The organism is Qipengyuania xiamenensis (assembly GCF_019711495.1).
GTDB lineage: Bacteria > Pseudomonadota > Alphaproteobacteria > Sphingomonadales > Sphingomonadaceae > Qipengyuania > Qipengyuania xiamenensis.
On record NZ_JAIGNM010000003.1, the window covers coordinates 419,776 to 436,625 of the forward strand.

The window sequence follows — 16,850 nt, forward strand, 5'->3', positions numbered from 1 at the left end:
GGCCTATTCCGCGGTGACTTCGCGCGCGTAGTCATCCTCGCCGAAAGTGGCGTTCTGGCCGCGTAGTTCGCGCTGCGGCGGGAGGCGGTTTCCGCTGATCTGCTCGATTGCACCCTGCCCCTTGGCCCCCGGTGCAGTGACGCGCCAAATGATTCCGGCGGTGTCGTCGCTGACCAGCAGAGATCCGTCCCCAGCCCATTCGACCCAGGTCGGGCGGCCGCGCGTCGTGCCGTCATCCTTGAGGAAGCCGGTCAGGACGGGCACGGGCTTGCCCTGCGGATTGCCGCGCTCGTCGAAGGCGACATAGACGACGTCGTAGCCGGACGGCGGCTTTCGATTCCACGAGCCGTGACGCGCGATGAAGGCACCGCTGGAGAATGCCTCGCCCATGGTCGCGCCTTCCTTGCTGAAGACGAGGCCAAGCGCGGCGACGTGCGGGCCGAGCGCGTATTCGGGCTTGCGGACATAGCTGATGTAGGCAGGCGGCGGGGCGTCGACGCGGCGGTCGTAGATGTCGCCCCAATAGACCCAGGGCCAGCCGTACTGCGCGCCGACGGGGACATTGGTGAGGTAGTCGGGTACTAGATCGCTGCCCAGCATGTCGCGCTCGTTCACGGTGGTCCAGAGCTCGCCCGACCACGGATTGAAATCGAGGCCGTTGGCGTTGCGTAATCCGCCTGCGAACTGGCGGCGCTGACCCGTTTCAAGGTCCACTTCCCAGATCAGGGCGCGGCCTTCTTCGGCTTCCATGCCCTTGTCGCCGATATTGGTGTCGGAACCGACCGCGATATAGAGCCGGTTGCCGTCGGGATGCAGTTCGAGGTTGCGCATCCAGTGGCCGCCACCGGCTGCAAGGTCGGTGACCTTGCGCGGCTCCCCGGAGGGGCTGTCGGCACCAAGTTCATATGGAAAAGCAAGGACTTCATCGTGGTTCGCGATGTAAAGTGTACCGTTGCCCCATGCGAGGCCGGATGGCGAATCCAGCCCGTCGACGAGGACAAGCCGCGTTTCCGCCGTGCCGTCACCATCGGTATCGCGCAGGAGCACGACCTGATTGGGCGATTCGCCCGTAGCACCTGCCTTCGACATCAGGCGATTGGCGATCCAGCCCATGATGCCGCCACCACCCTTGCTCGGCGAGCGGGTGAGCGAGACCAGGACGTCGCCATTGGGCAATGCGTAAAGCGTACGCGGGTGTTCGAGGCCTTGGGCGAAGCGCTTTACCTCGAGCCCTTCCGCCGCGACGGGCACTTCGCCCTCTTCCCAGCCCACCGGCTCTGCAATGGCGACCGTGGGGAAGGTTTCCGCATCGGGATCCTGGAGCGTCGGATCTGCGCCGGTCACTTCGTCGAAGGGTACGTCGGCCGTATCCCCCCGCGAAATGAAGTAGAATGCGATCGCAAGGACCAGGATCAGGACGAGAAGGGCGATGCCCAGCTTCTTGAGAATGCTCATGGTGATAGTGTTACGACAGCCATGCCCGGCTCGCAACGCCCCTTGCATGGCCGCCATCCTCCACTAGATGCGCTGCATGTTCGATTTTCGCCCCGCACCCGACTGCCCCAAGCCCGAAGCCTATCGCCAGCTGGTCGAGGCGGCCGATGCCCTTACGAGCGGCGAGCCCGATCCGGTTGCGAACATGGCGAATATCGCGGCCCTGCTGTGGGACTTCCTGCCCGACCTCAATTGGGCGGGCTTTTACCGCATGGTCGAAGGCGAGCTGGTTCTCGGGCCCTTCATGGGGCGCCCGGCCTGCATCCGCATCCCGCTCGGCAAGGGTGTCTGTGGTGTCGCCGCAGCCGATGCCGAGACGCAGCTGGTCGAGGACGTCCATGCCTTCCCTGGCCATATCGCATGCGATTCGGTGACCAATTCCGAGCTCGTGGTGCCCGTTATCCGCGATGGAGCAGCGGTGGCGGTTATCGACCTCGACAGCCCGTCAAAAGCGCGCTTCGATGAAGAAGATCGTGAGGGAATTGAACGACTTGCTTCAATTCTCTCAAATCGGATCTGAAATCAGATTTCGCCGCCGGTCAGCCGCTGGCAGATAAGATCGAGCTGGTCGAGCGTGCGATAGCCAATCGTTACCGTACCGGTTCCGGGCGCGCCTTCGGTCTTGATCTTGACGGGCAGGCCGAGGAATTCCTCGAGATGACCCTGGACCGCGGCGATATCCGCGTCGGTCGAGCTGTCAGCGATCGGCTTGGGCGAACCAGATGTGGCCTTCTTCGGGCGATCCCCCCGGGCCAGCTTCTCGACCTCGCGAACCGAGAGGTTTTCCTTCGCTGCGCGTCGGGCAATCTCGCTCGCGTCGTCGTGTCCGACCAGCGCCTTTGCGTGGCCCATGGTCAGCTTGCTGTCGGCAACCAGCGCAAGCACATCGTCGGGAAGCGCGAGAAGGCGCTGGAAGTTCGCGACATGGCTGCGCGATTTGTCGACCAGTTTGGCGATCTCGGCCTGGGTCATACCCTCGTCGTCGGACAGTTTCTGGTAGGCCCGCGCCTCTTCCACCGGGTTGAGGTCTTCGCGCTGCAGGTTTTCGATCAGCGCCAATGCCATGACTTCGCGCTCGTCGAGATCGCGCACGATTGCGGGAATGGCGTGGAGCCGCGCGCGCTGGGCTGCGCGCCAGCGGCGTTCACCGGCGACAAGGCGATAACGGCCCTTGCCCGCAGGCGTAACGATGACGGGTTGGATCACGCCGCGCTGGGCAATCGAGGCAGCGAGCTGGTCGAGCGCTTCCTCGTCGAAATGCGTACGCGGCTGTCCGGGCAGCGGCGAAATATCCGCGACGGGAATGTCCGACAGGCCGTTGGCCGAGGCGACAGTTGCAGTTTCCGCGCCCTGTGCCGGAGCATTTTCCTCGCGCACCAGCGGCTCTTCGCGCTGGATTTCGCCCATCAGAGCACCAAGGCCGCGGCCGAGTTTCTTCTTGCGGTCGATAGCGGTGCTCATGCGGCTTTCCTCTTTTCGGGCAGACGTCCGATCAGCTCGCGTGCAAGGCCGATATAGGCGCGGCTTCCGGGACAATTATGGTCGTAGATCAGCGCGGGCATGCCGTGGCTCGGGGCCTCCGACAGGCGAACATTGCGCGGGATGACATTCTCGAAGACGAGATTGCCGAGGCAATCGCGGACATCGTCGGCAACCTGGTCGGTAAGGCGGTTACGGCGGTCGAACATCGTCAGCGCGATACCGATGATCCCGAGATCGGGATTGAAGCGCTGCTGGATACGCTCGACCGTCTGGAGCAGCTGGCTGAGGCCCTCAAGTGCGAAGAATTCGCACTGGAGCGGCACCATCAGCGTATCGGCCGCACCCAGCGCATTGAGCGTCAGCAGGCCCAGCGAAGGCGGGCAATCGATAAACGCGATGTCGTAACCGGCGAAACCGGGCTGCGGAGCCTCGAGCGCCTTCTGCAGGCGGTGCGTGCGGTCCTCTACCGAAACGAGCTCCACCTCTGCGCCCGACAGGTCCTGGGTCGCGGGAAGGATGTCGAGGCCCGGGATTTCGGTCGCCTGTGCGGCCTGCGCCAAGGTCGCGTCACCCATGAGCAGGTCATAGGTCGTGTACTTTCGTGCGGCAGCCGCGATGCCGAGGCCGGTCGACGCGTTGCCCTGCGGATCCATGTCGATCAGCAGCGTTTTCCAGCCGGATGCGGCCATGGCGGTCGCGATATTGATCGCAGTGGTGGTCTTGCCCACTCCACCCTTCTGGTTTGCAATGGCGATGGTGATCATTTTCCCGTCCCTATCTTGCCCTTGCCGACCACGATTCCGGCCTCTTCGTCGGTCTGTGATTGTTCCACGTGGAACATTTTGCGCGAGTTGCGCGGCAGTTCACTTACTTCTTGCGCTGCCGAGCGCCCCTTGGGCAACACCCAATAGGTGGACGCTGTGGAGAAGCGTGAGGATAAATTGAGGAGTCTCGGCAGCGGTGCGAACGCCCGGGCCGAGATTACCGCGGCTTTCTGCGTTTCAACGAGTTCGAGCCTTTTTCCTTCGACCATGCAATTTTTCAGCGCGAGCTTTTCCACCATGGCCTCGAGCCAGTCGATCCGGCGCTTGCGCGATTCGACCAGGACAGTTGGCTCGTCGGGACGCAAGATGGCGAGGACAAGGCCAGGGAACCCCGCTCCGCTACCCAGGTCGAACCACGCGCCTTTTGTTTCACGTGGAACATGCGGGATGAGCTGGGCCGAGTCTGCAAAGTGGCGAACCCACACCTCCTCGAGCGAGCCACGCGAAACGAGGTTCTGCCGCTCGTTCTCTTCCCGCAGTGCGGCAGCGAGCGCTTCCAGCTTCTCGATGGCGCCCTGCCCGCCCAAACCCTCGATGAATGATCGGGCTTCAGCCTCTGTGGTAATCAAGCGGCGCGCTCCTCAATCCGGCGTGCATGCACGAGAAGTGCCGCCAGAGCGGCGGGCGTAATACCCGGCACACGCCCTGCGGCCGACAAGGTCTCTGGCTGGGCGCGGGACAGACGCTCGACCATCTCGTTCGACAGGCCGGGAACCGATCCGTACGGAAAATCCTGCGGCAACCTGAGGCGCTCGCCCGCCTTCAGGTCGCGCAACTCGGCCTCCTGGCGCGCAAGGTAGGGTTCGTAGATGGCATCCTCGACCATCTCGACGGTCAGCGCATCCTGCGCATCCAGACCGCCAACGATCCGCGAAAGTTCGTCGATCGAGATCTGTCCTCCACGCAGCCAGTCCCTCAGACGCTGCGAACCGCGATCTGCCTTTGCCTTGATGCCGCCATCGATAAGCGCATTGGCGTGGACTTCCTCGTCCAGCTGGTTGTCGATGACCGACCGGCGTGCCTCACGTGAAGCAAACCAGCGGGCGCGTTCCTCGCCGACGAGGCCGGCTTCGATGCCGAGGCCGGTGAGGCGTGTGTCCGCATTGGCTGCACGCAGGCGCAATCTGTATTCTGCGCGGGCAGTAAGCATCCGGTATGGTTCGCTCACCCCCTGCAGGGTGAGATCGTCGACCATCACGGCGATATACGAATTGGAACGGTCGAGACCGACAGGTTCGCGATCCAGGACAGTCGCAGCGGCATTCATTCCTGCCACGAGGCCCTGCGCCGCCGCTTCCTCATACCCCGTAGTCCCGTTGATCTGGCCGGCGCAATAGAGTCCCGGAATGGCCCTCAGCTCGAGACCCGGCTTGAGTGCGCGCGGGTCTACATGGTCGTATTCGACCGCATAGCCGGGCACCGCCATTTCCACGCACTCGAGGCCCTTCATCGCGCGCAGCATGTCGTGCTGCACATCGACCGGGAGCGAGGTGCTGATCCCGTTGGGATAGACGAGGTGCGTGGAGAGGCCTTCTGGTTCGAGGAAGATCTGGTGCCCTTCCCGATCACCGAAGCGATGGATTTTGTCCTCGATGGAGGGACAATAGCGCGGCCCCGCCCCACCGATGGCACCCGAGAATAGGGGCGACCGGTCGAGATTGGCGCGGATGATGTCATGCGCCTCCCGGTTGGTACGCGTAATCGCACAGAACACTTGCGGGTTCACACGCTCATTCGAGAGCGACGACATCGTCCAGCTCTCGCCGTCGGAAGGCTGCTCATCGAGCGACGCCCAGTCGATTGTGCGGCCATCCAAGCGAGGCGGGGTGCCGGTTTTGAGCCGTGCCATTGGCAGGTCTGCCTCGCGCAGCTGCGCAGCGAGAACGCGTGCTGCGTCTTCGCCGATCCGTCCGCCTTCGAAGCGCTCTTCCCCGCGAAAGAGCGTACCGCCCAGAAACGTCCCCGTGCAAAGGATAACTGCCGGGGCATCGAGCCTTTTCTCGTCTGCGAGATGCAGACCGGAAACGCGTCCACCGTCCAAAGCCAGCGATGCGGCTTCACCTTCGATGAGCGTCAGGTTCGCCTGCTCTGCGACAATCCCCTGCACGGCGCGATGGAAGAGCGAACGGTCGGCCTGGATGCGCGGACCCCATACCGCACTGCCCTTCGAGCGATTGAGCATCCGGTAATGGATTGCAGCCACATCGGCCGCCCGCCCGATCACGCCATCCAGCGCATCGACCTCGCGGACGAGGTGGCCCTTGCCCAAGCCGCCGATTGCCGGATTGCAGCTCATCGCACCGATCTTCGACAGGTCGAAGCTCACGAGGGCGGTATTCGCACCCATGCGCGCGGCAGCACAGGCTGCCTCGACGCCGGCATGCCCGCCGCCGACAACGATAATATCGAAACTCTGCATGGAGGGGCCGATAGCCCAATCGGCTTCGCGATCAAAGCCCTCGATGTTCCACGTGGAACATCACTTACCGATGCAGAACCTACCGAACAGTGCGTCGAGCATGTCTTCGGTGGAATGACGCCCCAAGAGCCTGTCGAGCGCAAGCCGCGCGAGCCGCAATTTCTCTCCCGTAAGCAAAGGATCGTCATCTCGTCCGATCGCCTCAATAGCCGCGAGCGCATCGGCCAACGCAGCGCCCTGCCGCTGGTTAAGGGCGGCAAGACCCGGTTTCGGGAGTAACGACCTTCCGGTGGCCACGATATCCTCAAGCAGCTCGCGCAATCCGTCACCGGTTACAGCCGAAACGACATGTCGCGGCTGATTCTTGCCCTGGCCATCCACATCGGAGCGCGATGCGATCTCCCATGCACCAGAAGGCCCTTCGCCTTCTTCGCCCAGCCAAAGGACGATGTCGGCCCGCTCGAGTTCCTGACGAGCCCGCCCGATCCCGATCTGCTCGACTGCACCCGCCCCTTCGTCTCGGAGGCCAGCGGTGTCGATCAAGATGAAGGGCACTCCGGCAAAAGCGACCGGCCGCTCGATCACGTCGCGCGTGGTCCCGGCCTCTTCCGAAACGATCGCGGCGCCCTCATCGAGCAGCGCGTTGAACAGCGACGACTTGCCGGTGTTGGGAGGTCCGGCAAAAACTATGCGGATCCCGTCGCGCAAACGCTCGGCGCGCGGAGCCTCGATCGCCTCTCGCCATTCGCCCACAAGCGCCGAAAGTTCCACGTGAAACATTTCCGGCAGGCTCTCGACATCGTCCTCATCGCCGAAGTCGAGCACCGCCTCGACCAAAGCCGAGAGGTAGAGGACACGATCCCTCCAGCCTTCGACTTTGCGCGACAGTCCGCCACCCGCCGAAGCCTGTGCGGCCTGCCGCTGCAGATCGGTTTCGGCCGCCAGCAGATCGCCGAGCCCCTCGGCCTCGGCCAGATCGATTACGCCATTGGCAAATGCACGCCGGGTGAACTCGCCAGGCTCGGCGCGTCTCAAACCATCAATCGAAGCCAGAGCATTCTCGATCGCGAGCACGACCGCCCTGCCCCCGTGGCAGTGAAACTCGGCAAGGTCTTCACCGGTGGATGTCTTGGGTCCCGGAAACCAGATGACCAGCGCGCTATCGAGTTCGGCGCCGTCACTATCGCGCAGGTTCCTCAGGCTCGCCCGGCGGGGCTTCGGGATGGACCCCGCAAGAGCCGTGACGGCATCACCCGCCTTCGGACCGCTGATCCGCACCACGCCAATCGCAGCGGGAGGCGCCCCGCTCGACAAGGCGAAGATCGTGTCATCCATCGGGCCGAACAGTCCTCAGTCGTCGGAAGTGGTCGGCTTCTTGCCGGTGGTCTTGGCCGCCTGTGCGCCTTCCATGAAGCTCTGGAACAGCTTGAAGCCAGCCTGCCCCATCGGCGCCAGCTGGCGTGCGTAATCCTGGAGCTGGTCGGTGTTCGAAACGCCCTTCATCGCCTTCGACATCATGTCGACGTAAATGTCGTTTGCCTTGCCGACATCGGGAAGGCCCATAAAGGTCCTCGCCTCTTCGGGCGTGCAGTCGATCTCGATATGGACCTTCATCGGGTTTCCTCCGTTAGAACTTGCATGACCCTATTTGGGACTGCATGCCCCGTCATGCAAGCATAAGACACTGACCACCTTTCGAGGGAGAAGAATGCCGTGAGCGAGACCGTGAAGATTTCCACCCTGTCCGGCGATGCGAAGTTCGATGCCTATGTGGCGCGACCGGCCGGCACGCCGCGCGCATCCATCCTTGTCATCCAGGAAATTTTCGGGGTGAATGCCGGTATCCGGCGCAAATGCGACAAGCTCGCCGAAGACGGATATCTCGCCGTCGCCCCCGACCTGTTCTGGCGCCTCGAGCCCGGCGTAGAGCTTGATCCCGACGTCGAACCCGAATTCCAGCGTGCGCTCGACCTGATGGGCAAGTTCGACCAGGACCAGGGCATTCGCGATATCGAGGCGACGATCCACCACATCCGCCGCGAAGAAGGCGTCGAGAAGGTCGGCTGCGTCGGATACTGCCTCGGAGGCCGCCTCGCCTACATGACCGCGGCGCGCACCGATGTGGATGCATCGGTAGGCTATTACGGCGTCGGCATCGACGGCTTGCTGGGTGAAAAGCATGCTATTGCCCATGCCCTCCTCCTCCATATTCCGACCGAAGACGGTTTCGTCGACAAGGATACGCAGAAGGCCATGCACGAGGGGCTGGACGATCACCCCAAGGTGACGCTTTACGATTACGAGGGCCTAGATCACGGCTTTGCAACCGAATTCGGCAAGCGGCGCGATGAAGATGCAGCCAACCTTGCGGACCAGCGCACCGCGGAGTTCTTCCGCGAAAACCTGGGCTGACCCCTCGCGATGATTGAGCGACTGCCCTTCCGCTACCTCATTCCGGTGGCCTTGCTGATACTCGCCACGACTGCATGGGTGGTCGAGCCGTTACGCTGGACCCTGTGGTTATGGGGACCCTTGGCGGGGTTCGCGATATGGGATTTTTTCCAGCCTAATCATACTCTTAGGAGGAATTATCCGCTTATCGGCCGCATCAGGTGGCTGATGGAGGATTTGCGGCCCTTTGCGCAGTCCTACTTCGTGGAGGACGACCTCGAGGGCCGTCCATTCAGCCATCAGGCCCGCTCGCTCGTCTATGCCCGCGCCAAGGGCGATCTCGACAAGCATCCGATGGGTACCGAGCTCGACGTCTATTCGGACGAATACGAGTGGGTCGGGCACTCGATCGCGCCCAGCAAGGACACGCCCGAGGAATGGCGCGTCACCGTCGGTCAAGACACTTGCGACAAGCCCTACTCCTCCTCGTTGCTGAATATCTCGGCGATGAGCTTCGGTTCGCTCTCCGCGCGCGCGATCGAGGCGCTGAATGCCGGGGCGAAGGAAGGCAACTTCGCACACAATACGGGCGAAGGTTCGATCAGCCGCTATCACCGTGCACCCAGCGGTGACCTCATCTGGGAGCTCGGCAGCGGCTATTTCGGGGCGCGGCGCGAGGACGGTCGCTTCGATCCCGACCAGTTCCGCGAGAATGCAGCGAGCGACCAGGTCAAGATGATCGAACTGAAGCTCAGCCAGGGCGCAAAGCCGGGTCACGGCGGTGTGCTCCCGGGCGCAAAGGTCACCAAGGAAATCGCGGAAGCACGCGGCGTGCCTGAAGGTGAGGATGTCCTTTCCCCGGCGGCGCATCCCGAATTCGATACGCCGATCGAATTGCTCGAGTTCGTCACCCGGTTGCGCGAGCTTTCAGGCGGCAAGCCGGTCGGAATCAAGCTGTGCGTCGGACTGCCTCACGAAGTCTTTGCAGTCGGCAAGGCTATGCTCGAGACCGGCATGCATCCCGATTTCATCACCGTCGACGGCGCAGAGGGCGGCACGGGTGCAGCCCCCCTCGAATTGTCGAATTCGGTCGGCATGCCGCTGCGCGAAGGGCAGATCTTCGTGCGCAACATGCTGGTGGGCACGGGAATGCGCGACAAGGTGAAGATCGCCACCAGCGGCAAGATCCATTCGGGCGCGCAGATGGCCAAGAGCTTCGCGCTGGGCGCCGACTGGTGCAATGCTGCGCGTCCCTTCATGTTCGCGCTCGGCTGCATCCAGTCGATGAATTGCCACAAGGGCACCTGCCCCACCGGCGTTGCAACGCAGGAAGAGTGGCGCCAGCGAGGTCTCGTCGTCGAGGACAAGGCACCGCGTGTCGCACGCTTCCAGCGCCAGACGCTTCACTCGCTGCGCGAAATCACGATTGCCATGGGCCTCGACAGTCCTTGGGAGATGAAGCCCATGGATATGCGCGAACGCATCAATGGCGCGCGCTCGGACGCCTTCGACAAGATCTATTATTTCGCCGAGGAGGGAGTGCTGCTCGACAGGCCCTCCTCAACCCCGCTGGCGCGCCACTGGGCCGCGGCAAGGGCAGACAGTTTCAGGAGGGATATGTGAGCGCTGAAAAAGGATTGGCCAGATGGCATGAGGTGATCGAAGCCGGCTCTTCTCCGGCGGACCTTGCGGCCATCATCCGTGAAGATGCCGCGTTCCATTCGCCGGTGGTCCACACGCCGCAACAGGGGCGCGATATTGTCGTCGCCTACCTCTCGGCAGCCGGGCAGACGCTCGGCAATGACAGCTTCACCTACGTTCGCGAGCTGGTGGACGGGGAGAACGCAATGCTCGAATTCACCACCGAGATGGACGGCATCCACGTCAACGGCGTCGATATCATCCGCTTCGACGAAGACGGGATGATTGCGGATTTCAAGGTGATGGTCAGGCCGCTGAAGGCCGTGAACAAGGTGTGGGAGCAGATGGCAGCCATGCTCGAGCGCATGAAGGGCTGACCGGCCTCGACACTCCAAAGGAAAAGGGCCGCTCCCCGGTTTGGGAAGCGGCCCTTTCGCTTACTGGTTCATATTGGCGAAGAAGTCTTCGTTGGTCTTGGAATCCTTCATCTTGTCGAGAAGGAATTCCATCGCATCGACCGTACCCATCTGCATGAGGATACGGCGCAGGACCCACATCTTCGACAGCTGGGCCTGGTCGACCAGCAGCTCTTCCTTGCGGGTGCCGGACTTGCCGACGTCGAGAGCCGGGAAGATGCGCTTGTCGGCGACCTTGCGGTCGAGGACGATTTCGCTGTTACCCGTGCCCTTGAATTCTTCGAAGATGACCTCGTCCATGCGGCTGCCGGTGTCGATCAGCGCGGTCGCGATGATGGAAAGCGAGCCGCCTTCCTCGATGTTACGCGCGGCACCGAAGAAGCGCTTCGGGCGCTGCAGTGCGTTCGCGTCGACACCGCCGGTCAGCACCTTGCCCGAGCTGGGCACCACGGTGTTGTACGCACGGCCGAGACGCGTGATCGAGTCGAGCAGGATGACGACATCCTTCTTGTGCTCGACGAGGCGCTTGGCCTTCTCGATCACCATTTCGGCGACCTGGACGTGGCGGTTGGCAGGCTCGTCGAAGGTCGAGGAAATGACCTCGCCCTTCACGCTGCGCTGCATGTCGGTGACTTCTTCCGGACGCTCGTCGACGAGCAGGACCAGCAGGAAGACTTCCGGGTGGTTGTCGGTAATCGCCTTGGCGATGTTCTGCAGCAGGACGGTTTTACCGGTGCGCGGCGGCGCGACGATCAGTGCGCGCTGGCCCTTGCCCTGCGGCGAAATGATATCGATGACGCGCGCCGACTTGTCCTTGACCGTCGGATCGACATTGTCGAGCGTCAGCTTCTCGTCCGGATAGAGCGGCGTGAGGTTGTCGAAATTGGTGCGCGTGCGCACGTTCGCCGGATCTTCGTAGTTGACCGAGGTCAGGCCGGTCAGCGCGAAATAGCGCTCGCCTTCCTGCGGTGCGCGGATCTGGCCTTCGACGGTATCGCCGGTGCGCAGGCCCCATTTGCGGATCTGGTTGGGCGAGACATAGATATCGTCCGGGCCGGCGAGGTAATTCGCTTCGGGGCTGCGCAGGAAGCCGAAGCCGTCCTGCAGCACCTCGATCGTGCCGATACCCATGATCTCTTCGTCGTATTCTTCATCGTCTGCGAGTTCGCGCAGGATGCAGAACATGAGGTCCTGGCGGCGCATGGTGCCCGCAGCCTCGACACCCAGCTCTTCGGCCATGGCCACGAGCTCTGCGGGTGCTTTTGCTTTCAAGTCTTTGAGATGCATTTTATTTCTCGAATATTCGAATGTGGAAATGGCCGGCAGGTCGAAGGGCTTGGAGAAAGCGGACCTGGTCCCGTCGAATGCGCGGGGCCTCTAGCCGGTCGGTAGGCTTCAGATAAATTCGGTTGGAGCCCGCGTCAATCGGATTGCGCAGGGCGTCACATGTAGCGGAAGACGACCACCGTCACGACGATCAGCGCCAGCAGCACGCCGGGAGCCTCGCCCCACATGCGCAGCTGCTTTTCGCTCAGCGGCCTCTCGCCCGCCGCCATCTTCCTGGACTGGGCGACGATATAGCCGTGGAAGCCGCTCAGGAGGACGACAAGCAACAATTTGACGTGCAGCCATCCCTCACCCCACACCTGCAGCGTTTGGGCCAGCAGCAGGCCTAAAACCCACACCACGATGATGCTGGGCGTCAGGATGATCTTGCGCAGCAGGCCCATGCGTTTCGCCCAGAGTGCGGATTCTTCCGATTCCGGCGCCGCGGGATGGAGATAGATCATCTGGCGCGGCAGCATGAAGAGGCCTGCCATCCAGAAGACCATGAAGATGATATGGCCGGCCTTGAGCCAGAGATAGGTCATCGAAAGCACTTCCTGCATGGCCGCGATGTAGCGAAGGCGGCCGCCAATTTCACCCCCGCCAGCCGCGCACGGTGGCGATCAGGCGCTCGACATGCTCGATCGGCGTGCGCCGGTCGATGCCGTGGCCCAGATTGAAGACATGCGGGCGCCCGGCGAATGCTCCGAGAATCGTCTCGACGCGCTTCTCGAGCTCGGCCGAACCGGCGAGCAGCAGCAGCGGATCGAGATTGCCCTGTACGGGCATGCCATCGGGCAGTTCGCGCGCGACCCATGCCGGATCGAGCGTCTCGTCCACACCGACGGCCTTCACACCGGTCTCGCGGGCATAGGCGGGCAGTTTCTCGCCTGCACCCTTCGGAAAACCGATTACCGGCGTGTCGGGATGCTTCTCTGCAAGAGCGGCAACGATCCGTGCATTGGGCGCGATGACCCATTTCTCGAACTCGTCGGGCGCAAGGCTGCCCGCCCAGCTGTCGAACAGCTGCACGGCTTCCGCACCCGCTTCGATCTGGCCTGAGAGATATTCGATCGTCTCACCCACGATCGCATCCACGATCGCCTGCAGCGCTGCCGGATCGCGATAGGCGAGAGCGCGCGCATCGTGCTGGTCCCGGCTGCCCTCGCCTGCGACCATGTAGGTCGCAACGGTCCAGGGGCTTCCCGCAAAGCCAAGCATGGTCACGCCTTCGGGTAGGCGCTTCCGGCACAGGCGTACGGTTTCGTAAATCGGTTCGTAGCGCGAAGGATCGCGAGTCAGTGCCTCGAGCGAGCTGTCGACGAGCTTGGGCGAGAGCTTCGGCCCTTCGCCGGCAAGGAATTCGAGGTGCTGACCCAGCGCATGGGGGACGATCAGGATATCGGAAAACAGGATGGCCCCGTCGAACCCGAAGCGATCGATGGGCTGCAAGGTAATCTCGCATGCCGCCTCGCTATCGTAGGCCATTGCGAGGAAACCGCCCTTCTGTGCGCGAAGCTCGCGATACTCGGGAAGGTACCGACCAGCCTGGCGCATGAGCCAGAGAGGGACCTGTGCGCTAGGCGCACCGTTTAGCGTGTCGAGAAGGAGACCGGGCATTCAGGAGTCCAATAATACCTAGTTATTATAAGGATTGATGGAGTCTGTTGGCCCTGTGGATATCGGGCACAAGCGGCCCCTGCCCGAATTCTTCGGCGATTGGAAGGCTTCTGGCGGGTTTGCGACTCGTGCTCGCACATGAGTCGAGTCAAACTTGTCCCCACTGTTCCCAGCCTGCGCAAAACTCGTCCCTTGGTGTGCGGGAATCACCCCCGAAGGTGACTCGTAGCGGGGAGGGAATTCATCACCGAACTTGTCGCCAGACCTGTCCCGTGGTTTATCCCGAAGCTATCAACAACCCGCCGGAGAGCCTCCCATTTCCGATCGCATCCACCTCCATCTCTTGTCCGATTCAACCGGTGAGACATTGGAAATGCTCGCAAAAGCGGCGCTGGCGCAGTTCGACGATGCCGATGTCGTACGCCATTTCTGGCCCATGGTCAGGAGCAAGCAACATCTCGACCGCATCGTGCCCGAACTCAAGAGCAACCCGGGACTTGTCCTCTTCACGTTGGTCAATCCCGAAGCCCGCGCGCGGCTGGAAGAAGTCTGCGCGCAGAACGGGCTTCCCGCGGTCCCCATCCTCGATCGCGTGACCGAGGCGCTGGAGAAGGCGCTGGGACAGGAAGCCCATGGCCGTCCCGGCCGCCAGCACCAGATGGACAAGGCCTATTTCGAGCGAGTCGAGGCGATCCAGTTCACCATTGCCCATGACGACGGCATCGGATGGGAGAACTGGGAGGAGGCGGATATCGTGCTTGCAGGCGTGTCACGAAGTTCGAAGACGCCGACCAGCATCTACCTCGCCAATCGTGGCTACAAGGTCGCCAACATCCCGCTGGTGGTCGAAAGCCCCCCTCCGCCGAAGTTGTTCGAACTCAAAAGCCCGATGGTCGTCGGCCTGACCACGGCCCCGGAACGGCTGGTGCAGATCCGCCGCAATCGTCTCCTGACGCTAAACGAGAAGTCGGAGACATCCTACGTCGATAACGAGCGCGTGAAGAGCGAGGTGGCCTTTGCCCGGCGCATGTTCGCCGATAACGGCTGGCCGGTGATCGACGTGACCAGGCGCTCGATCGAGGAAACCGCCGCGGCCGTGATCCGCCTGTTCGGCGAACGCGAGCAGTCGGACGATACCGCATTCGAAGGAGCAAAGCCGATATGACCTCGATTGCCGGTGAAGGCATTGTGCTGGCTTCGAACAGTGCATCGCGCAAGGCCATGCTCGAAGCGGCAGGGGTCGCATTCGAAGCGCGTGCGGCCGATATCGACGAGCGCGGTCTCGAAGCCGAGATGGAGGATGCCGATCCTGCCGAGATCGCGCAGGCCCTTGCCGCTGCGAAAGCGGCTGCGGTGGAAGATGCGCGGATCGTGCTCGGCAGCGACTCCCTCGTCGAAGTCGACGGTCGCCGCTTCGACAAACCCGCCAGCCGCGAACAGGCGGCAGAGCACCTGCGGTTCTTTTCCGGCAAGGTGATGACGCTGCACAGCGCGGCGGCGCTCGCAAAGGACGGGCAGATCGTCTGGGTCGGATCGGATTTTGCGCGCCTCCGCGTGCGCGAATTGTCGGAAGACTTCATCGAAGCCTATCTCGATGCGGAATGGCCGGAAGTATCCTATTGCGTGGGTGTGTTCCGGATCGAAGGTCCCGGCGTGCAATTGTTCGAAAGCATCATGGGCGACCAGTTCACCGTTCTCGGCATGCCGCTGCTGCAGGTGCTTGATGCCCTTCGCGAAGAAGGCGCCCTTCCCTCGTGACCAAATATGCCGAAGTCATCGGCGATCCCATCGCCCAGTCCAAGTCTCCCGCGATCCACGGCTTCTGGATCGACAAGCTCGGGATCGACGCGGCGTATCGCGCGCATCACGTGACGGGTGACGAGCTGGAAAGCTATCTCGCCGCCCGCCGTGCGGACGATGCGTGGCTCGGCTGTAATGTCACCATGCCGCACAAGCAGGCGGTCATGCCGCTGCTCGACCGGATCGAGCCGCTCGCCAGGCGCGTCGGCGCCGTCAACACGATCCACCGCGGCAAGGATGGCGCGCTAGTCGGGCGCAATAGCGATGTCGGGGGTTTCCTCGAACCCTTGCGCGAGCGGCTGGCCCACCAGCATTATTTCCGCATGGCGCGCATCATCGGCACCGGCGGCGCCGCGCGAGCGGTGGTGGCGGGACTGGCGAAGGAAGGTTTCACACTGGTCCTTGCAGGCCGTAATCCGGAAAAGGCGAGTGGCATCCTCGAGGAGCTGGCCGAGGGCGAGCACCACGTGGCGCCGCTCTCGCATTTTGCGCAAGGCACCGATTTCGCTTTCGACGACCGCGAAGGCTGCTGCGACCTCGTGGTCAATGCGAGCCCGCTGGGCATGCGCGGCCAGTCGCCCCTCGCTTTCGACTGGAGCCATGCGCCGCCCGGATCGATCGCATATGATATCGTCACCGACCCGGTCGAAACCGAATTCCTCAAGGCGGCGCGGGATGCCGGGTTCGAGACCATCGACGGGCTGTCGATGCTGATCGGCCAGGCGGCCTCGGCCTTTGCCTATTTCTTCGGCGAAGAGGCGCCCCGCGAGCATGACGAAGAATTGCGCGAAAGGCTCATGGCATGACGAAACCGCTCATCATCGGCCTCACCGGATCGATCGGCATGGGCAAGTCCACTGTTGCTGCGATGTTCGAGGCTGCAGGCATCCCCGTTTTCGATGCCGATGCAGAAGTCTGGAAGCTGCAGGGGCCGCAAGGCGAGCTGGTTCCGGCGATCGAGGCCGAATTCCCCGGTAGTACCGATGAAACCGGCGTCCTGCGCGATGTTCTCGGCAAGGAGGTCTTCGGCGACAAGGAAGCGCTCGCCCGGCTCGAGGCGATCGTCCACCCGGCGCTGGCTCGCAAGCGCGAGGCTTTCCTGATCGAACATTTCGGCGCTCCCTTCGTGGTTTTCGATATCCCGCTCTTGTTCGAAAAGGGCGGACACGAATCGGTCGACAGGATCGTCGTCGTCTCGGCGCCGGGGGACGTGCAACGTGTCCGCGTGCTTGCGCGGCCCGGCATGACTCCGGAAAAATTCGCCCACATCCTGTCGCTCCAGACCCCCGATGCCGAGAAACGTATGCGCGCGGACCACATCATCGATACGGGGCAATCGCTCGCCGAAACCGAGGAAGAGGTCCTCTCGCTGATCGCGCGGCTGCGCGCCGAGGCAGGTAGCCAAGACCCCTTGTAATCTGCGCGAACGAGTCCGAT

At 62.8% G+C, this 16,850-nt stretch carries 18 protein-coding genes; 8 read left to right on the plus strand and 10 right to left on the minus strand.

Features of this window, described 5'->3' with window-relative positions; translation table 11 throughout:
* Positions 1-3: 3 nt before the first annotated feature.
* A complete protein-coding gene (locus K3165_RS13545) occupies positions 4-1,455 on the minus strand; it encodes a PQQ-dependent sugar dehydrogenase (protein WP_221549407.1) in 1,452 nt (483 codons plus the stop codon).
* A 76-nt stretch (positions 1,456-1,531) separates the two neighbouring features.
* Here K3165_RS13545 and K3165_RS13550 point away from each other — a divergent pair, with 76 nt between their 5' ends.
* Positions 1,532-2,014, plus strand: a complete 483-nt coding sequence (locus tag K3165_RS13550; protein ID WP_221549408.1) for a GAF domain-containing protein — start codon at positions 1,532-1,534, stop codon at positions 2,012-2,014.
* 2 nt (positions 2,015-2,016) lie between these two features.
* Here the strand turns inward: K3165_RS13550 and K3165_RS13555 are convergent, their stop codons facing one another.
* Genes K3165_RS13555 through K3165_RS13580 form a run of 6 tightly spaced genes read right to left on the minus strand, consistent with a single transcriptional unit; the run spans position 2,017 to position 7,833 of the window.
* Entirely contained in the window at positions 2,017-2,955 is a 939-nt protein-coding gene (locus tag K3165_RS13555) for a ParB/RepB/Spo0J family partition protein (protein WP_221549409.1), read from the minus strand.
* The gene (locus tag K3165_RS13560; protein WP_221549410.1) at positions 2,952-3,740 is read right to left on the minus strand and encodes a ParA family protein; all 789 of its coding nucleotides are present in this window, start codon (positions 3,738-3,740) and stop codon (positions 2,952-2,954) included. Before K3165_RS13560 ends, K3165_RS13555 begins: the two co-directional genes overlap by 4 nt.
* Positions 3,737-4,369 carry a 16S rRNA (guanine(527)-N(7))-methyltransferase RsmG gene (rsmG, locus tag K3165_RS13565; protein ID WP_221549411.1) on the minus strand — a complete coding sequence of 211 codons (633 nt, stop codon included), beginning with the start codon at positions 4,367-4,369 and terminating at the stop codon, positions 3,737-3,739. Before rsmG ends, K3165_RS13560 begins: the two co-directional genes overlap by 4 nt.
* Positions 4,366-6,219: a tRNA uridine-5-carboxymethylaminomethyl(34) synthesis enzyme MnmG gene (gene mnmG, locus K3165_RS13570; protein WP_221549412.1), complete on the minus strand. Its 1,854-nt coding sequence runs from the start codon at positions 6,217-6,219 to the stop codon at positions 4,366-4,368. The genes rsmG and mnmG overlap by 4 nt, the downstream gene beginning before the upstream one ends.
* A gap of 60 nt (positions 6,220-6,279) precedes the next feature.
* Entirely contained in the window at positions 6,280-7,554 is a 1,275-nt protein-coding gene (mnmE, locus tag K3165_RS13575) for a tRNA uridine-5-carboxymethylaminomethyl(34) synthesis GTPase MnmE (protein WP_221549413.1), read from the minus strand.
* A 15-nt stretch (positions 7,555-7,569) separates the two neighbouring features.
* Entirely contained in the window at positions 7,570-7,833 is a 264-nt protein-coding gene (locus K3165_RS13580) for a DUF6489 family protein (RefSeq protein ID WP_221549414.1), read from the minus strand.
* Between the two features lie 99 nt (positions 7,834-7,932).
* Between K3165_RS13580 and K3165_RS13585 the strand changes: the two genes are divergently transcribed.
* Genes K3165_RS13585 through K3165_RS13595 form a run of 3 tightly spaced genes read left to right on the plus strand, consistent with a single transcriptional unit; the run spans position 7,933 to position 10,628 of the window.
* Positions 7,933-8,631, plus strand: a complete 699-nt coding sequence (locus K3165_RS13585) for a dienelactone hydrolase family protein (protein WP_221549415.1) — start codon at positions 7,933-7,935, stop codon at positions 8,629-8,631.
* Between the two features lie 9 nt (positions 8,632-8,640).
* Complete coding sequence (locus K3165_RS13590; protein ID WP_221549416.1) at positions 8,641-10,233, plus strand: FMN-binding glutamate synthase family protein; 1,593 nt, start codon at positions 8,641-8,643, stop codon at positions 10,231-10,233.
* Positions 10,230-10,628 (plus strand): nuclear transport factor 2 family protein, encoded by a 399-nt coding sequence (locus tag K3165_RS13595; protein ID WP_221549417.1) that lies wholly within the window; start codon positions 10,230-10,232, stop codon positions 10,626-10,628. The genes K3165_RS13590 and K3165_RS13595 overlap by 4 nt, the downstream gene beginning before the upstream one ends.
* A 60-nt stretch (positions 10,629-10,688) precedes the next feature.
* Here the strand turns inward: K3165_RS13595 and rho are convergent, their stop codons facing one another.
* From rho to hemE, 3 genes are all read right to left on the minus strand, one after another.
* Positions 10,689-11,954 carry a transcription termination factor Rho gene (rho, locus tag K3165_RS13600; protein WP_221549418.1) on the minus strand — a complete coding sequence of 422 codons (1,266 nt, stop codon included), beginning with the start codon at positions 11,952-11,954 and terminating at the stop codon, positions 10,689-10,691.
* Positions 11,955-12,109: 155 nt separating this feature from the next.
* Positions 12,110-12,556 carry a CopD family protein gene (locus tag K3165_RS13605; RefSeq protein ID WP_221549419.1) on the minus strand — a complete coding sequence of 149 codons (447 nt, stop codon included), beginning with the start codon at positions 12,554-12,556 and terminating at the stop codon, positions 12,110-12,112.
* Positions 12,557-12,587: 31 nt separating this feature from the next.
* A complete protein-coding gene (gene hemE / locus K3165_RS13610; protein WP_221549420.1) occupies positions 12,588-13,613 on the minus strand; it encodes a uroporphyrinogen decarboxylase in 1,026 nt (341 codons plus the stop codon).
* A gap of 373 nt (positions 13,614-13,986) precedes the next feature.
* On the opposite strand from hemE, the gene K3165_RS13615 reads away from it, so the two are divergent.
* Genes K3165_RS13615 through coaE form a run of 4 tightly spaced genes read left to right on the plus strand, consistent with a single transcriptional unit; the run spans position 13,987 to position 16,830 of the window.
* Positions 13,987-14,778, plus strand: a complete 792-nt coding sequence (locus K3165_RS13615; protein WP_247714171.1) for a pyruvate, water dikinase regulatory protein — start codon at positions 13,987-13,989, stop codon at positions 14,776-14,778.
* On the plus strand, positions 14,775-15,371 hold the full coding sequence (locus K3165_RS13620) for a Maf family protein (RefSeq protein ID WP_221549421.1): 597 nt from the start codon (positions 14,775-14,777) through the stop codon (positions 15,369-15,371). The genes K3165_RS13615 and K3165_RS13620 overlap by 4 nt, the downstream gene beginning before the upstream one ends.
* On the plus strand, positions 15,368-16,219 hold the full coding sequence (locus tag K3165_RS13625) for a shikimate dehydrogenase family protein (RefSeq protein WP_221549422.1): 852 nt from the start codon (positions 15,368-15,370) through the stop codon (positions 16,217-16,219). The genes K3165_RS13620 and K3165_RS13625 overlap by 4 nt, the downstream gene beginning before the upstream one ends.
* Positions 16,216-16,830 carry a dephospho-CoA kinase gene (gene coaE, locus K3165_RS13630; RefSeq protein ID WP_221549423.1) on the plus strand — a complete coding sequence of 205 codons (615 nt, stop codon included), beginning with the start codon at positions 16,216-16,218 and terminating at the stop codon, positions 16,828-16,830. Before K3165_RS13625 ends, coaE begins: the two co-directional genes overlap by 4 nt.
* Positions 16,831-16,850 lie beyond the last annotated feature (20 nt).

What these genes read in the sequence shown, in the direction of transcription:
- K3165_RS13545 (WP_221549407.1), bottom strand. Translation starts at nt 1,455, where the DNA reads ATGAGCATTCTCAAGAAGCTGGGCATCGCCCTTCTCGTCCTGATCCTG.
- K3165_RS13550 (WP_221549408.1), top strand. Translation starts at nt 1,532, where the DNA reads ATGTTCGATTTTCGCCCCGCACCCGACTGCCCCAAGCCCGAAGCCTAT.
- K3165_RS13555 (WP_221549409.1), bottom strand. Translation starts at nt 2,955, where the DNA reads ATGAGCACCGCTATCGACCGCAAGAAGAAACTCGGCCGCGGCCTTGGT.
- K3165_RS13560 (WP_221549410.1), bottom strand. Translation starts at nt 3,740, where the DNA reads ATGATCACCATCGCCATTGCAAACCAGAAGGGTGGAGTGGGCAAGACC.
- mnmG (WP_221549412.1), bottom strand. Translation starts at nt 6,219, where the DNA reads ATGCAGAGTTTCGATATTATCGTTGTCGGCGGCGGGCATGCCGGCGTC.
- mnmE (WP_221549413.1), bottom strand. Translation starts at nt 7,554, where the DNA reads ATGGATGACACGATCTTCGCCTTGTCGAGCGGGGCGCCTCCCGCTGCG.
- K3165_RS13580 (WP_221549414.1), bottom strand. Translation starts at nt 7,833, where the DNA reads ATGAAGGTCCATATCGAGATCGACTGCACGCCCGAAGAGGCGAGGACC.
- K3165_RS13590 (WP_221549416.1), top strand. Translation starts at nt 8,641, where the DNA reads ATGATTGAGCGACTGCCCTTCCGCTACCTCATTCCGGTGGCCTTGCTG.
- rho (WP_221549418.1), bottom strand. Translation starts at nt 11,954, where the DNA reads ATGCATCTCAAAGACTTGAAAGCAAAAGCACCCGCAGAGCTCGTGGCC.
- K3165_RS13605 (WP_221549419.1), bottom strand. Translation starts at nt 12,556, where the DNA reads ATGCAGGAAGTGCTTTCGATGACCTATCTCTGGCTCAAGGCCGGCCAT.
- hemE (WP_221549420.1), bottom strand. Translation starts at nt 13,613, where the DNA reads ATGCCCGGTCTCCTTCTCGACACGCTAAACGGTGCGCCTAGCGCACAG.
- K3165_RS13615 (WP_247714171.1), top strand. Translation starts at nt 13,987, where the DNA reads ATGCTCGCAAAAGCGGCGCTGGCGCAGTTCGACGATGCCGATGTCGTA.
- K3165_RS13620 (WP_221549421.1), top strand. Translation starts at nt 14,775, where the DNA reads ATGACCTCGATTGCCGGTGAAGGCATTGTGCTGGCTTCGAACAGTGCA.
- coaE (WP_221549423.1), top strand. Translation starts at nt 16,216, where the DNA reads ATGACGAAACCGCTCATCATCGGCCTCACCGGATCGATCGGCATGGGC.